Source organism: Exiguobacterium sp. Leaf196 (assembly GCF_001423965.1).
GTDB lineage: Bacteria > Bacillota > Bacilli > Exiguobacteriales > Exiguobacteriaceae > Exiguobacterium_A.
The window spans coordinates 1-14,164 of sequence record NZ_LMPV01000002.1 but is presented as its reverse complement, the minus strand read 5'-3'; the positions used below and the strand labels follow the sequence as shown (position 1 = coordinate 14,164).

At 47.1% G+C, this 14,164-nt stretch carries 17 protein-coding genes; 1 reads left to right on the top strand and 16 read right to left on the bottom strand.

Going from position 1 to position 14,164, the window contains the following annotated elements; genetic code table 11:
- Positions 1 to 63: 63 nt before the first annotated feature.
- The 7 genes from ispE to metG all read right to left on the bottom strand — a co-directional run bounded on the left by ispE (position 64) and on the right by metG (position 6,918).
- On the bottom strand, positions 64 to 924 hold the full coding sequence (gene ispE / locus ASG02_RS05880; protein ID WP_035413228.1) for a 4-(cytidine 5'-diphospho)-2-C-methyl-D-erythritol kinase: 861 nt from the start codon (positions 922 to 924) through the stop codon (positions 64 to 66).
- A 95-nt stretch (positions 925 to 1,019) separates the two neighbouring features.
- Positions 1,020 to 1,259 carry a Veg family protein gene (locus ASG02_RS05875; RefSeq protein ID WP_012368950.1) on the bottom strand — a complete coding sequence of 80 codons (240 nt, stop codon included), beginning with the start codon at positions 1,257 to 1,259 and terminating at the stop codon, positions 1,020 to 1,022.
- A gap of 84 nt (positions 1,260 to 1,343) precedes the next feature.
- Positions 1,344 to 2,222 carry a 16S rRNA (adenine(1518)-N(6)/adenine(1519)-N(6))-dimethyltransferase RsmA gene (rsmA, locus tag ASG02_RS05870; protein WP_035413227.1) on the bottom strand — a complete coding sequence of 293 codons (879 nt, stop codon included), beginning with the start codon at positions 2,220 to 2,222 and terminating at the stop codon, positions 1,344 to 1,346.
- Positions 2,219 to 2,776, bottom strand: coding sequence for a ribonuclease M5 (gene rnmV, locus ASG02_RS05865; protein WP_035413223.1), 558 nt, complete (start codon positions 2,774 to 2,776; stop codon positions 2,219 to 2,221). The genes rsmA and rnmV overlap by 4 nt, the downstream gene beginning before the upstream one ends.
- A 66-nt stretch (positions 2,777 to 2,842) precedes the next feature.
- Complete coding sequence (locus tag ASG02_RS15920; RefSeq protein ID WP_056061989.1) at positions 2,843 to 4,114, bottom strand: 3D domain-containing protein; 1,272 nt, start codon at positions 4,112 to 4,114, stop codon at positions 2,843 to 2,845.
- A complete protein-coding gene (locus tag ASG02_RS05855; RefSeq protein WP_035413217.1) occupies positions 4,111 to 4,878 on the bottom strand; it encodes a TatD family hydrolase in 768 nt (255 codons plus the stop codon). Before ASG02_RS05855 ends, ASG02_RS15920 begins: the two co-directional genes overlap by 4 nt.
- 60 nt (positions 4,879 to 4,938) lie before the next feature.
- Complete coding sequence (gene metG / locus ASG02_RS05850) at positions 4,939 to 6,918, bottom strand: methionine--tRNA ligase (RefSeq protein WP_255344378.1); 1,980 nt, start codon at positions 6,916 to 6,918, stop codon at positions 4,939 to 4,941.
- A 324-nt stretch (positions 6,919 to 7,242) separates the two neighbouring features.
- On the opposite strand from metG, the gene ASG02_RS05845 reads away from it, so the two are divergent.
- Entirely contained in the window at positions 7,243 to 7,539 is a 297-nt protein-coding gene (locus ASG02_RS05845; RefSeq protein ID WP_023466531.1) for an AbrB/MazE/SpoVT family DNA-binding domain-containing protein, read from the top strand.
- Between the two features lie 35 nt (positions 7,540 to 7,574).
- On the opposite strand, the gene rsmI is transcribed toward ASG02_RS05845, so the two are convergent.
- The 9 genes from rsmI to ASG02_RS05800 are packed head-to-tail and all read right to left on the bottom strand — an operon-like array spanning position 7,575 to position 14,032.
- Positions 7,575 to 8,432 carry a 16S rRNA (cytidine(1402)-2'-O)-methyltransferase gene (rsmI, locus tag ASG02_RS05840; protein WP_056061986.1) on the bottom strand — a complete coding sequence of 286 codons (858 nt, stop codon included), beginning with the start codon at positions 8,430 to 8,432 and terminating at the stop codon, positions 7,575 to 7,577.
- Positions 8,429 to 8,683 carry a GIY-YIG nuclease family protein gene (locus tag ASG02_RS05835; protein ID WP_035413209.1) on the bottom strand — a complete coding sequence of 85 codons (255 nt, stop codon included), beginning with the start codon at positions 8,681 to 8,683 and terminating at the stop codon, positions 8,429 to 8,431. The genes rsmI and ASG02_RS05835 overlap by 4 nt, the downstream gene beginning before the upstream one ends.
- The gene (locus ASG02_RS05830) at positions 8,676 to 9,413 is read right to left on the bottom strand and encodes a tRNA1(Val) (adenine(37)-N6)-methyltransferase (protein WP_056061982.1); all 738 of its coding nucleotides are present in this window, start codon (positions 9,411 to 9,413) and stop codon (positions 8,676 to 8,678) included. The genes ASG02_RS05835 and ASG02_RS05830 overlap by 8 nt, the downstream gene beginning before the upstream one ends.
- A 51-nt stretch (positions 9,414 to 9,464) precedes the next feature.
- On the bottom strand, positions 9,465 to 9,815 hold the full coding sequence (gene yabA / locus ASG02_RS05825) for a DNA replication initiation control protein YabA (protein ID WP_119182633.1): 351 nt from the start codon (positions 9,813 to 9,815) through the stop codon (positions 9,465 to 9,467).
- A gap of 8 nt (positions 9,816 to 9,823) precedes the next feature.
- Positions 9,824 to 10,654, bottom strand: coding sequence for a stage 0 sporulation family protein (locus ASG02_RS05820; protein WP_029343044.1), 831 nt, complete (start codon positions 10,652 to 10,654; stop codon positions 9,824 to 9,826).
- Positions 10,655 to 10,660: 6 nt separating this feature from the next.
- Positions 10,661 to 11,653 (bottom strand): DNA polymerase, encoded by a 993-nt coding sequence (locus ASG02_RS05815; RefSeq protein ID WP_035413204.1) that lies wholly within the window; start codon positions 11,651 to 11,653, stop codon positions 10,661 to 10,663.
- Positions 11,653 to 11,982 (bottom strand): cyclic-di-AMP receptor, encoded by a 330-nt coding sequence (locus tag ASG02_RS05810; protein ID WP_023466519.1) that lies wholly within the window; start codon positions 11,980 to 11,982, stop codon positions 11,653 to 11,655. Before ASG02_RS05810 ends, ASG02_RS05815 begins: the two co-directional genes overlap by 1 nt.
- Positions 11,979 to 12,617, bottom strand: coding sequence for a dTMP kinase (tmk, locus tag ASG02_RS05805; RefSeq protein WP_056061979.1), 639 nt, complete (start codon positions 12,615 to 12,617; stop codon positions 11,979 to 11,981). The genes ASG02_RS05810 and tmk overlap by 4 nt, the downstream gene beginning before the upstream one ends.
- A complete protein-coding gene (locus ASG02_RS05800) occupies positions 12,614 to 14,032 on the bottom strand; it encodes an aminotransferase class I/II-fold pyridoxal phosphate-dependent enzyme (protein WP_056061976.1) in 1,419 nt (472 codons plus the stop codon). The genes tmk and ASG02_RS05800 overlap by 4 nt, the downstream gene beginning before the upstream one ends.
- Between the last annotated feature and the right edge of the window lie 132 nt (positions 14,033 to 14,164).

Here is a 14,164-nt window from a genome sequence, read left to right as displayed (position 1 = left end):
CGTTCCACCTCTCCGTAATTCCGAATATTCAATAGTGAATATATCATTTTCATACGGATATTATCAATGGTTTTCGCCTAAAAGACGAACGACGTAGACTTCGTTACAAAAGCCGCGTAATCCATTATAGAGACGTTGTGCCCGATTTTCATGCTCCGTTAGAGCAAAGACCGTCGGACCACTTCCGCTCATCAAGACGCCTTCTGCGCCACAACTTGCCATGAATTCCTTGATTTGCTCGACTTCTGGGTGCATCGGCAACGTGACCGCTTCGAGAACATTACCGAGTGATTGGCAGATGGCTTGGAAATCTTGCGCCTTCACCGCATCAATCATTGCTTCGACGTTCGGACGTTTTGCCGTGTTCAAGTCGAGGGCACCATAGACGTCAGCTGTTGAAACACCGATCGTCGGTTTAGCAAGAACAACCCAGCATGGGGGTGGTGAGACAAGTTTTTCTAGCTTCTCTCCGCGACCCGTTGCAATCGCTGTTCCACCCATGACACAAAACGGGACGTCAGAGCCCACTGCTGCGCCGACTTCCGCCAACTCTTCAAGCGTCAAACCGAGTTGCCACAACTCATTTAATCCGCGTAACGTCGCTGCCGCGTCACTGGATCCACCAGCGAGTCCGGCTGCAACTGGAATGTGTTTCTCTAAGAAGATCTCTACTCCTGTCTTGACGTCGTATTTTTCTTTTAAGATCGCTGCTGCTTTATAAGCAAGATTACGTTCGTCGTTCGGAACGTAAGCATGCTGGGCATTCATTCGAATTTCTCCTGACGGCAGCTCCGTCAATTCTAGACGGTCTGCCAAATCGACTGTCGTCATCACCATATGTACATCGTGATAGCCGTCCGGGCGCTTTGCCGTCGCATCCAGGACTAGGTTGATCTTGGCCGGAGCCTTTACAATAATCGTCATCGTGCCGTTCCTCCTCTAGTTCGTTTCCTGTAGGAATTGTATCAACCTTTCCACAAAAAAAGAAGCGAACATTTTGTCCGCTTCGGAAGGTAAGTTTACGAATTCGCAAATTCGATTTGTACGGAGTCTGTTAGCACGTCGGCGTAGCTATAAGAAACTCGCTCGACATTGTGGCGCTCTGCGTCTAGCTTGACTACAAACACCGAAGGATACGTCTCAACGAGCGTTCCGATTCGGGTTACGACCTTTTTACGACCGCCGCTTGCTTTTAGCGTCAGTCTTTCACCAACATGTGTTTCGAAAACATGTCTGATTTCGTTCAACGTCTTTGGCATACGCTTCACCTCACTAATATTTATTATAGCATATTAAATAAATATTAGAAAGGGGAAATATTATATCTGTTCTAATCGTATCCGTCAACGTTTTTTAATTGGCAAAAGTGCATCTGCTAACTGTGCGAATTCCTGCAGGCTGAGCGTTTCTCCGCGACGACGTGGTTCAACCCCAGCTTCTAACAACGCCGCTTCGACCGCTGCTTTTTCCGTTTTCCCGAAGTGTGTCGTCAAGTTGTTTAAAATCGTTTTCCGACGTTGTGCAAAACTTGCTCGGACGATTTCAAAGAAGAGTGCCTCATCCTGTGTCTGTACCGCCGGCTCTTTTCGAATGTTCAAGCGGATGACTGCTGAATCGACGTTTGGTGCTGGAATGAAGACTTGTTTTGGGACCGTGAAGCAGACTTCAGCTTCCGCATAGTATTGAATCGCGATCGATAGAGATCCATATGCTTTCGTGCCTGGTTTTGCACCGATTCGTTCAGCGACTTCCTTTTGAATCATCATGACGAGCGTCCGAAACGGTGCTTTCGCTTCAAGGATCCGCATGATAATCGGTGTCGTGACATAATACGGGAGGTTCGCGACGACGGCAATGTCGGTGATGCCTTCTTGCGTGAACTCTTCAGCAACGATCGTCGAAAGATCGAGTTCAAGAGCATCACCGTGAATGACCTTCGTATGGGGATATGGTGCAAGTGTATCATCAAGAATCGGTAACAATCGTTGATCGATTTCAAGAGCAACGACTTTTTTCGCCTGTTTCGCCGATTGTTCCGTCAATGAGCCGATTCCTGGTCCGATCTCGAGTACACCACTCTCAGGCGTTAATCCAGCTGCTCCGACGATGTTTCCTAATACATTTAAATCGATTAAAAAGTTTTGCCCTAACGATTTTTTAAACGAAAAGCCATGTTTCGCTAAAATTTCTTTCGTCCGGTGCAATGTAGCAATGTCTTTCAAACTTCTTCCTCCTCTAGTTGTTTCAACGCTGCTTCCCATTCCGCCAGCGTGATCCGGATCGATGCGACACGTTTGACGAGTTGTTTTGCATTCGGTTCACCAATCGCAAGAATCTGACCGAGACGACGACGACGGATCGAGGCTGCTGGTCCACCAATCAAATCAGCTGCCAAAATCATCTCACGTGTCACTTCGGCAACCGGTGCTTCTTCCGTCTCATAGACAGCAGCGAGCGCCTCTTCGATTGCGGCAGGTGAGGCATGTTCAACACCAATTTTACCGCGCTTATCTTTTGCTTGAGCACGCGGAAGATAGGCATGTTTACAGCCTGGTACACGTTCATTGATTCGGGCACGGATACGATCTCCTGGAAAATCAGGATCCGTGAAAATGATGACACCGCGTCGTTCGAGGGCCTTCTCAATGCGTTGCATCGTCTGTTCATTAACGGCTGAACCGTTCGTTTCAATTGTATCGACATCAAAGACTTCTTGTAATCGTGTCGTATCATCTCGTCCTTCGACGACGATGACTTCTTTTAAGCGTTTCCGCATGATCTCTCCACCTTCTTCAAACACTCTCGTAATTGTACCTGTTTCCACGAAAAAAACAAGGAAGCGTCACGTGTCCGCTTCCGTTGCACTAGGAATGACCCAGACTTGCAGTTGTTTTCGACCGAACGTCTTTGCTTTTTGTTCACCATCGACTAAAATATCAATCTTATTGCCTTTAATGGCACCACCTGTATCGAGAGCGATCGCAAGACCAACCCCTTCGACGTAGACCTTCGTGCCAAGCGGAATGACCTTCGGATCAACCGCGATGATCGGCAAACCTTGATAGGTGATCGTATCGGTCACGTCATACCCGGTCGCTGTCAAGGCACGACCATTGTACAAACGACTGCCGTTCGAAGCTGGGTCGTTCGTATACGCTGTCGCTTCGACCATCAAGCTCTTCGCACTCTCAAAATCAAGATCCGCATCGGCTTTCGGTGTTTCAGTTAGCGGATTGGTCGCTTGTTTTTCGTTGAAGACGGGCGCTTCGATTGGTGTCTCAATCGGTTTTGTCCCGACTTTGACGACTTGTTTGATCGGCGTCCGTGTCACTTGGTCATCAATCAGTTTTTTCTCTTTACTAAGACCGTCAGCTAACGTCAATTGATACTTTTTCGTTCGGACACCCGGACGACCTGATGTCGTCACCAGTTGCTCGCCTTCCGGTAAGGTCGGATCCTCGACTTCTTCGATCTCAAACGGAACGAGTTGATCCTGTGTCAACATCGCACGACGTGTCGTGTTGACCGTAATCAACGTCCCTTCCGTCACGCGGGTATCGGGATTTGGAGCGACCCGATCTTCCTTTTGAAGACGGATTCCTTCCCGTTCTAACAATTCGCGGACCGTCGTTTCATACGTGTAGAGTTGTCGGGCTTTTCCCCCGACGACGAGATCAACGGGAAAAGCTTCGCGGTACCGCACCGTCATACCACTCGTCAATACAGCGTCAGAAGACGGATAGATATCATCCGTGTCGGCTTTCTTGATACCGCGCTCTGCAAGTAGATCCTTTACTTGACGCGCCTGCGTCCGGACGCGACGGGACTCACCGTAGCCCATGATCAATGTGATTTCTTTTGCCCGCTGAATGACGATTAATCGTTTTTTCGGCAGGTCGGCACTAAGAGCCGGTTCAATCACATCATTGTCACGCGTCGTAATGCCGGCTTCTTTGAGAACGCCATAAACAGAATCAGCCGTTGTCTTCACCTGCTGCTCTTGTCCATCAATCAAAACTGTCACGGTTCGTGGATGATCCATCATCCCATAGACGAGTGCAGCCGCAAGTAGCAGGCTGCATCCGATTGTAATGAACGTCAACGAACGCATCATGGCAAACGGAAGACCCGTTTTGCATTTTCCGTCGTTGCTGCTTCCACATCGGCATACATCATGCCACGGAGCTGCGCAATTTCTTCAGCGACGAACCGAACGTAAGCCGGCTCGTTGCGTTTACCGCGGTGTGGTGTTGGTGTCAGATACGGACAGTCCGTCTCAACGAGTAAACGATCGAGCGGTACTTCCTGTGCAACACGTTTTGGCATTTTCGCGTTTTTGAACGTAACAGGTCCACCAAGTGAAATATAGAAGTTCATCGCTAGGCAACGCGGTAACAATTCAGCACTCATACTGTAGCTATGCAAAATACCACCGACTTCTTTTGCATCCTCTTCTTCGAGGATTCGTAACGTATCTTCTGTCGCTTCCCGGTTATGGATGACGATCGGTTTTTTCTTCTGCTTCGCGAGACGGATCTGTTTGCGGAAAGCTTCCTGTTGGACGTCTTTCGGTGACGTATCCCAGTGGTAGTCGAGTCCGATTTCTCCAAGCGCAACGACTTTTTCATGATCCATCAATCGTTCGACCTTTTGATAGGCTTCCTCATCAAAATCAATCGAGTCGACGGGATGCCATCCGATGACCGCATAAAGATCATCGTACGCTTCGACGAGTTCCATCGCGCGGTCGATTGTCTTATGATCAAATCCGACGACGATCATCGGTGAAACGCCGTTTGCACGTGCCCGCTCGATCGTTTCATGAACGTCTTCCGCGAATTGGTCTGCATTCAAGTGAGTGTGTGTATCGATTAACATATCTTATTCGACTCCTTCTTTAAAAAAATGCCTGTGACATGAAGTCCACAGGCATCGGTTTTATTTTACGCTTGCGCCGTTTGCCATCGTTGATGGGACCGTCGCGAGTTCAAGTTTTCCTGCTTTCTCAGCAGCAAGGACCATTCCTTGGGAGAGTTCGCCACGTAACGTGACCGGTTTTAAGTTCGCTACGACGATGACCTTACGTCCGACTAAATCTTCCGGCTCATACCACTGCGCGATACCAGAGACGATTTGGCGTGTTTCTTTGCCCATATCGACTTGTAACTTCAGTAGTTTTTTCGCCTTCTTGATCTTTTCAGCCGTCACGACTTCACCGACACGTAACTCGATCTGATCAAAGACATCGATCGTCGTTTCCGGACGAATGTCTTCATCAGCCTCTTCGACTTCCTCTTCCTCCACACGTGCTGCAGAAGCTTGATGCATCATGTCGACGATTGCTTCGACCTCTTCTTTGACATCGAGACGTGGGAAAATCGGTGTCGCTGTACCAACTTTTGTTCCTGGTGTGATGTCTGCGAATTTCTCGAGCGCTGCCCAGTCCATCGCTTGTCCGGAGAGACCAAGTTGCGCGAAGATCTCTTTTGGTGAACGCGTCATGAACGGTTGCAACATGATCGCCACGTGACGTAAGACGCCGACGAGATGCACCATGACCGAACCGAGTTCCGCCGTTTTGGATTCGTCTTTTGCAAGAACCCACGGTTGTGTCTCATCGATGTATTTATTGGCACGGCTGATTAATTGCCAAATGTTCGATAGCACGACAGAGAATTCCATGTGTTCCATCGATGCTTCGACTTTCGTGACCGTTTCTTTTGCAAGATCCGAGAGTGTCGCATCAAACGGTGTCACATTGCCTGTATAGGCTGGGATCTCACCGTCAAAGTATTTCGTGACCATCGCGATCGTTCGGTTGAGTAAGTTCCCAAGGTCGTTTGCTAAATCGTAGTTCATCCGCTCAACGAATGCTTCAGGTGTGAACATACCATCTGAACCGAATGGAACTTCGCGTAACAAGTAATAACGAAGGGCGTCAAGACCGTAACGATCCGTCAATGGGATCGGATCAACGACGTTCCCTTTTGATTTCGACATTTTTCCGTCTTTCATCAACAACCAACCGTGTGCGAAGACTTTCTTCGGTAATGGGAGATCAAGTGCCATCAAGAGTGCCGGCCAAATGATCGTGTGGAAACGAACGATTTCTTTTCCGACGAGATGAACATCTGCTGGCCAGTACTTATCGAAATTACCATGATCGTCCGTACCATAACCGAGTGACGAGATATAGTTCGTCAACGCATCGATCCAGACGTAGACGACGTGCTTCGGATTCGATGGGACTTGTACACCCCAGTTGAATGTCGTCCGTGAGACCGCTAAGTCTTGGAGACCCGGTTTAATGAAGTTATTGATCATTTCGTGTTTACGTGATTCTGGCAAGATAAATGACGGATTCGCTTCAAAATACTCAAGCAGACGGTCCGCGTACTTGCTGATCCGGAAGAAGTAACATTCTTCGCGAACGAGTTCGACTGGGTGTCCACTATCGGGGCTCTTTCCGTCGACGAGTTGTGATTCCGTATAGTACGTCTCATCCGGAATCGAATACCAACCTTCGTATTCACCTAGGTAGATATCGCCTGATTCAAGAAGTGTCTCGAACACTTTTTCGACGACTTTCTTGTGACGTGGTTCTGTCGTCCGGATATAATCATCGTACGAGATGTCGAGACGATCCCATAAGACTTTAATCTGCTCGACGACACCATCGACGAATGCCTGTTCCGAGATACCTGCTTCTGCTGCTTTTTCCTGGATCTTTTGACCGTGCTCATCGCTACCTGTCAAATACCGGACGTCGAATCCTTGAAGTCGTTTGTACCGTGCCATTGCATCTCCAGCCACCGTCGTATACGCGTGACCGATATGTAGTTTTGCACTTGGATAATAAATCGGGGTCGTGATATAAAATGTCTTTGCCATGTTATTCCTCCGTTCTCTTATTTCCATCTTCATTATAGGCTATTATACGCTGTTACGGGACTGATGTCGAAATTCACTTTTTGTCGAATCGAAACATTTTTTGACATCAGACATCAAATTACAAAAAAACACACTCTATAGTTTCATTTCCTTTAAAAAGGGAAAATATATTAATAAATCGTTTCAAATATGGGTTTTTTGAGAAATAAATGACATTTTGATTTCAAGCTATTCAGATTGGTTGACTACTTTTGGAAAGTCTAGTATTCTACATTCTATAGAAACGATGTCGAATTTTGACGATTTTTCAAAAGAAAAAGAGATCCATGACATCAAAGGAGGAACAACAAAATGAAATCAACAGGTATTGTACGTAAAGTAGACGAGCTCGGTCGTGTCGTAATTCCAATCGAATTACGCCGTACACTTCAAATCGCAGAAAAGGATGCCCTCGAGATCTATGTCGACAACGAACAGATCATCCTTAAAAAATATAAACCAAACATGACTTGCCAAGTGACAGGTGAAGTATCAGAAGATAACTTCAAATTGGCTGATGGTAAATTGATTCTTTCACCAGATGGCGCACAACGCGTTCTCGTTGAATTAAAAGATTTCCTCGATCGTCATTACGCAAGCAACGAATAAACAAAAAAGGAAGCTCCTTAACGGGGCTTCTTTTTTTAATCTGCTTCGTGAAACGCGAGGTACAGTTCCTGACGATCCAGTCCTCGTTCTTTTGCGACACGCTTCAACGCTGCATTCGGCTTTTCGCCCTCTTCGATATACCGACGGATTTGCTCGAGCGGATCACTGTCTTGAATGACGGTATCCGGTCGTTCTTCGTTTGATCCTTCGACAAGGACGACGAACTCACCTCGAACGTCTTCTGCTGCCCAAGCGCGTAATTCACTCACACTTCCACGAATATACTCTTCATACCGTTTCGTTAGTTCTCGGGCTAACGTCACCTGGCGATCACCAAGTACTTCTTCGATCCCTTGCAACATCTCTTTCAATCGATGCGGTGCTTCATAAAAGATGAGTGTTCCTGATTCGTATTTCAATTGCTCTAACGCTTCGCGGCGTTCTTTTTTCTTTCGTGGCAAAAAACCATAATACAAAAAGCGTTCTGTCGACAGACCGGACGCGACAAGGGCTGTCAATGCAGCGTTCGCACCCGGAAGAACGATGACAGGAATATCTGCTGCGATCGCTTGGCGGATCAAATCGCTTCCCGGGTCCGAAATACCGGGCATCCCGGCGTCGGAGACGAGGGCAATTTGCTTTCCCGCCTCTAAATCAGCGAGTAGTCGTTCGCCACTTGTTTGTTTATTGTGTTCGTGGTAACTGACCAGCTTCGTCTCAATCGAAAAATGCCGAAACAGTTTCATCGTCTGCCGGGTATCTTCTGCTGCGACGATATCAGATTCCTGTAAGATCCGGACAGCTCGATACGTCATGTCTTCTAAATTGCCGATTGGTGTCGGGACAATATAGAGACCGACTCCTTGCTGTTGATAGCTACTTGTCGCTTTCATGAGGTTCCTCCTTGAATCAAACGCTCTTTCTGTGAACGTGTCAATTGTTTAATCGCGTATTCCCGCTTCATCGCTTCTGATTTTGTCGCGAAAATTTCCTCATGAACGAGGACGACCGGCAGACGGGCACGTGTATACTTCGCCCCCTTGCCTGCATTATGTGTTGCGATGCGTTGCGTGACGTCTACTGCGTAACCCGTATAATACGTATCATCTTGGCAACGAACGATATAGACTGCATGCTCAGACATCGAACAGTTCCTTCATCTGAGCCGCATACGAGTTGTCCGCTTCATAGACGATGAACGGGGAAAGAACCTTCAGTCCAGGTTTTGCATCCTTGATCCCCTCGATCAAAAGCATGTTCGCTTCCTTCCCTGCCTTCGGATAAATCAACTGCATCCGTTTCGGTTCCAAGCGGTATGTTCGCATCAAAGTGACGATATCGAGCAGTCGTTCCGGTCGATGGACGAACGCTGCCTTTCCGCCTTGTTTTAACAAATCAGATGCACCACGAATACAGTCTTCAAGTGTACAGAGGACTTCATGCCTTGCGATCGTATAATGTTCACTTTGGTTTTGGTTTGATGTCTCGTTGGCTAAAAAATAAGGCGGATTACAGGTGACAGCATCATAGATGCCGTATCCAAGACGTGCCCCCGCCTCTTTGACGTCACCATCAATCATCTCAATCTGGTCGTTCAGTTCATTCAAGTTAATGCTACGTCGCGCCATCTCCGCTAGTCGCGGCTGAATTTCAAGACCCGTGATCTGCCCTTTCGTCCGGTAGGATAAAAAGAGTGGGATCGCACCGTTCCCAGAGCAAAGATCGGCAATCCGCCCCTGTTGAATTGGAACCCATGCAAATCGTGCGAGCAATGCCGCATCGAGTGAATAGGAGAAGACGGATGGACTTTGAATGATTTTCCCTTCTTGTCCTAAGAGATAATCAAGTCGTTCGTCTGGTAATAGTTCAAACATGTCGTGCCTTCCTTTCCGAAAAAAAGACTGACTCATGTAGAAGTCAGCCTCTCAATGTTTCGTTAACATGGATAAGCAGAAGAGACAATCGCCGTCTTTTCGCACTTGTCCATAATGCAAGTTACAGATGTGGAACCCTTCCTGGTACAATCGTCCGAGATTGTCATAGCCCGCACCAACGCCTGCTTCCGCTTCTTCCGCTTCCGTGACCGGCTGTTGTTCATCGCGTTCGACTTTTTCCCGAAGATGATGATTCTCCAGATACAGATGTTGGTTCTCTTCCATCATGTAAGCCAGCTGATCCTTTAACACGCTCAGATGCTCAGTTAGCAAATGAATCTGTTGCTCAATCGCATCGACACGCGTAATGATTTCTTTTTTATCGACTCTCTCCACGCGTATGCACCCCGTTATTCTTTTGGTCGTTTTGGTTTTACGGCACCAACGGATAATAGTTCTTCCATCGAATACGTCAAGACGCGGGAACGATCCTTCAGTTCAATTTGAACGACTTGATCGAGGATGTTCAAGCCAACGACGCGTCCTTCGCCTTCAGGTACCGTCAAACGTTTTCCATAGTCCGGCAAGTCACGGCGCATCTCTTCATACGTATCGTTCTCATATTTTAGACAGCACATTAAACGACCACACACCCCTGAAATCTTCGTCGGATTCAACGACAGGTTTTGATCTTTTGCCATCTTGATCGAGACCGGTTCGAACTCACCAAGGAAAGATGAACAACATAAGACACGACCACATGGACCAATGCCTCCAAGTAACTTCGCTTCATCTCGAACACCGATTTGACGGAGTTCGATGCGTGTCCGGAAAACAGCCGCTAAATCTTTGACGAGCTCACGGAAGTCAACACGTCCTTCTGCCGTGAAGTAGAAGATGACCTTATTGCGGTCAAACGTGTACTCGACATCGACCAATTTCATATCGAGTTTATGTTCACGGATTTTTTCGACACATACCGCATGCGCATCAAGCGCTGCGACTTTATTTTCGCGGACGATCATTGCATCTTTATCGTCAGCAATTCGAAGAATGGATTTCAGTGGCAACACCACATCTTCTTCGTCCATTTGTTTATCGGCGATGACCACTTCGCCATATTCAATGCCCCGTACCGTCTCAACGATGACTGCTTGTCCTCGTGATAATGACTCTTGTCCAGGTGCAAAATAATAAATTTTGCCCGCTTCTTTAAAGCGAACGCCTACTACTTCTAGCATGTCGCTCTACCCTTTCTGTAAGTCAAACATGAGACGCTCAACTGTTAATTGGGGATTAACATTCGCTTCGACCCGTCGGACTGCGGCAAGCACAGCTTGTAACCAGCGGGTGATCGTCGTCTGGCTCTTGGACCCCATCTGTTCAAGTTGGGGTTTACTATTCGTATAGGTCATACCTTCCCACGCCGGATTCAGTTTCAGGCGTAAGACATCCTCGAAGAAACAAGTGACGAGTTCAAGACCAATTCGGACATCCTGACGGTTCTTGAATTGTCCCATCCATTTCTCTTGTACGAACAGTGGTAAATCAGCCGGACGATTCGCTAATTCCTCCATCAATTGTAACACTGACGCTCGCGCATTTACAAACCAGTCTTCGAGTAATGCTTCTTCTGCATCCTCGACTTTTGGATAGACACGCGCTGCCAGTTGCGTCAACTCGTGGTCCCGTCCCGTTTTTTCAGATAAAACCTCGCCAATCATTTGACGATCCGCTGGACGAAAACTTAATAACTGTCCCCGCGATCGAATCGTCGGTAAAAGGAGTTGAGGTTGATTCGTCAACAATAAGGCCACTTTTCCTTCTCCTGGTTCCTCAAAGAACTTCAGCAAACTGTTCGCTGCTTGGGGAGTCATCTTATGGGACTGTGTAATGACATAAATCTGACGATCGCCTTCAAGTCCTCGGAGTGAGAGATCATGCATCAATTGTTGAATCTGTTCTTTTTTGATGGTCGCGCCATCTGGTTCGATTTCATAATAATCGACCAAGTTACCACTTTCCATCCGCCGACAGCTACGACAGACACCACACGGCTCTACATCGACCGGGGTCTCACAAAAAAGGCTTTTCGCGAACAAGTGAGCCGCTTCAAGTAGAAGCGGCTCATAGTCTCCAGTGAAGATATAAGCGTGATTGATTCGATCGTTTCGTAACGAATTTTGAAGAATCGTCGAAATGACCGATTGTGTCTGTTCCAGTTCATGAAACGTCTGCATTAGAATTGGTGAAACCCTTCGATTGGCAAGACGAAGACCGTTGCCCCGCCTACCTGGACTTCAACAGGGTACGGGATATAAGAATCGGCATGACCACCCATTGGTGAGATTGGAGAGACCATCTGTTCACGACTCGAACAATTCTTTTTGATCAATCTTAACAGATCATCGAGACGCTCACTCTGTACACCAATCATGAACGTCGTGTTTCCCTCTTTAAGAAAACCACCTGTCGTTGCTAGTTTCGTTGCTCGGAAATCATGCTCGACAAGCGCTTCCGCCAAACGTAAGCTGTCTTTATCTTGAACAATCGTAATGACCATTTTCACGAGAATCTCTCCTTTTCTTCTAAATACGTAATGACATCTTCCACTAAGTCCTGATGAATCACTTCAATCGATCGATTGGCTTGTACAATCTGTACCCGTTCTGGGTCCGATGCCGCAATCTGTTTGAAACCATCATAGACACGGGCACGAAACGCATCATCTCGTTGCTCGATTCGATCAAGTGCTCCCCGGTCCATCATTCGTTTTTTAGAATCCGTTACCGTTAAATCAAATAAATACGTCCGGTCTGGCGCTAATCCACCTGTCGCAGAATCATTAATATGACGCACGAGATCAATCGGATGTCCAAGCCCATATCCTTGATAGGCAAGTGAGGCATCAACGAATCGGTCACATAAGATGATTGTGCCTGCCTCTAACGCCGGGCGAATCAATTCTTCGACATGCTGGGCACGAGACGCTGCATACAGCAGAATTTCCGTCATCTCTTTCATTTCTTCAAAATCAGGATTTAAAATCAATGAACGAATTTCGTTCCCAACGCGTGTGCCACCTGGCTCACGGGTCATCGTGACATTATAGCCCTTTTCTTTTAACACATCATTAAGCAATTGTAGTTGTGTCGTTTTCCCGGCACCATCCGGTCCTTCGACAGTAATGAACGTACCTTTCATCTTTCAAACCCTTCCTCTATGACGCGTAACGCTCCTTGTTGCAATTGTTCGCCCCCTTGCAAATGAACGGCTACGGTTTGATAATGTCGTAAACGTAGTACCTGTTCCGCCGTAATGCGTTCGCCTCTGACGATCAACGGAATGCCTGGCGGGTACGGAATAATGGTTTCGAGTGAAACATGACCGATACACTCATCCAGCTGACGGAACGTACCTGTTGCTTGTTCTAACTGTTCATAAGCACAAGCTAAAGCAGATACCTGTATTTTACCCATAATTGGTTGCTCGATATACCTTTTCAAAGGAATTCCTTCTGATTTCATCATTTGAATAGCGCGTTCGACACGATGAACCCAGTCATCCTGCTCAGACTTTGCTAGCGGACGAAGTGGCAAAATACAGACGACGTGATCTCCTAGAGCAAATTCCGCATCGAGTTGAACAGCTCGTAACGCGTGCAACAACGCATCTCCTGAATATCCCTCATACGTTAATGTCATCCGTGACCAATCATCGAAGCGAAGGACGGTCATATGATCGAACCGTTGAAGTGATTCGATAAACGCATCGTGACTAACCTGAATATCTGACATACCTTCAACTGTCCATTGTTCACGATAGGAACGGGCATAGTCTAATGAAGCCAGTAACAAATACGAAGGACTTGAGGTTTGAAACGCTTGGAGCGCTCGCTGTAACTTTCTTCTCATCTTTTCCGAAAATCGCTCGTGCATCCATGCTCCCATCGTCAGTGCAGGAAGCGTTTTATGGGCAGACTGGACAACAGCGGTTGCTCCTAATTCAAATGCAGAACGAACACCAAATGCTTTACCGAAGTGTGCACCGTGTGCTTCATCCACTAATAAAGGGAGTCCGTACGACGTCGTGAGCTGAACGAGTGACGTGATATCAGCCACTTCTCCGTAATATGTCGGTGAAGTGATAAACACGCCAACTCCTCCTGGATATTTCGTAAACGCTTCCTTTAATGTTTCACGTGAAACATGACCACTGATTCCCGTTTCTTTATGGGTATCTGGTTCAAGAAAGATCGGTTCGATTCCTAACCATTCGAGTGCATTAAATACCGATTTATGCGAATTACGCTGTACATAAACACGCTCTCCTCTTATTGCTACAGCTGCAAGCATCGCCCAGTTCCCAACAGTCGAACCATTCACAAGGAAATGACTCGCTTTTGCATCGTAGACTTTTTGAAGCAAAGCTATTGCGTCTGCAATAGCCTCTTCCGGATGATGAAAATCATCTAGACCAGGTAATTCTGTGACGTCCCATTTAAAAAAGTCAGGAAGAGGTGTCAGAGTTCCATTCTTATGTCCAGGAACATGCCATGAGATGGGCGTTCGATCTAAGTGACGTTGAAGTGCATGTACAATAGGAAGTTCGTGTTTCATGAAAAAGCTCCTTTTCCTTTAAAATAATTACACAAAAAGACCGACCTGCAATCTGCAGATCGGTCAAGTGCCTGGCAACGTCCTATCCTCACAGGGGGAAGCCCCCAACTACTTTCGGCGTTCAAGTGCTTA

Coding starts and splice junctions, on each gene's coding strand:
- ASG02_RS15920 (WP_056061989.1), bottom strand. CDS start 4,114: ATGATGCGTTCGTTGACGTTCATTACAATCGGATGCAGCCTGCTACTT.
- metG (WP_255344378.1), bottom strand. CDS start 6,918: ATGGAAATAAGAGAACGGAGGAATAACATGGCAAAGACATTTTATATC.
- ASG02_RS05835 (WP_035413209.1), bottom strand. CDS start 8,683: ATGTCTGAGCATGCAGTCTATATCGTTCGTTGCCAAGATGATACGTAT.
- rsmI (WP_056061986.1), bottom strand. CDS start 8,432: ATGAAAGCGACAAGTAGCTATCAACAGCAAGGAGTCGGTCTCTATATT.
- ASG02_RS05820 (WP_029343044.1), bottom strand. CDS start 10,654: ATGCTAGAAGTAGTAGGCGTTCGCTTTAAAGAAGCGGGCAAAATTTAT.
- ASG02_RS05845 (WP_023466531.1), top strand. CDS start 7,243: ATGAAATCAACAGGTATTGTACGTAAAGTAGACGAGCTCGGTCGTGTC.
- rnmV (WP_035413223.1), bottom strand. CDS start 2,776: ATGCGGAAACGCTTAAAAGAAGTCATCGTCGTCGAAGGACGAGATGAT.
- ASG02_RS05875 (WP_012368950.1), bottom strand. CDS start 1,259: ATGCCAAAGACGTTGAACGAAATCAGACATGTTTTCGAAACACATGTT.
- ispE (WP_035413228.1), bottom strand. CDS start 924: ATGACGATTATTGTAAAGGCTCCGGCCAAGATCAACCTAGTCCTGGAT.
- tmk (WP_056061979.1), bottom strand. CDS start 12,617: ATGAAAGGTACGTTCATTACTGTCGAAGGACCGGATGGTGCCGGGAAA.
- ASG02_RS05855 (WP_035413217.1), bottom strand. CDS start 4,878: ATGTTAATCGATACACACACTCACTTGAATGCAGACCAATTCGCGGAA.
- ASG02_RS05815 (WP_035413204.1), bottom strand. CDS start 11,653: ATGCAGACGTTTCATGAACTGGAACAGACACAATCGGTCATTTCGACG.
- ASG02_RS05800 (WP_056061976.1), bottom strand. CDS start 14,032: ATGAAACACGAACTTCCTATTGTACATGCACTTCAACGTCACTTAGAT.
- ASG02_RS05830 (WP_056061982.1), bottom strand. CDS start 9,413: ATGTTTGAACTATTACCAGACGAACGACTTGATTATCTCTTAGGACAA.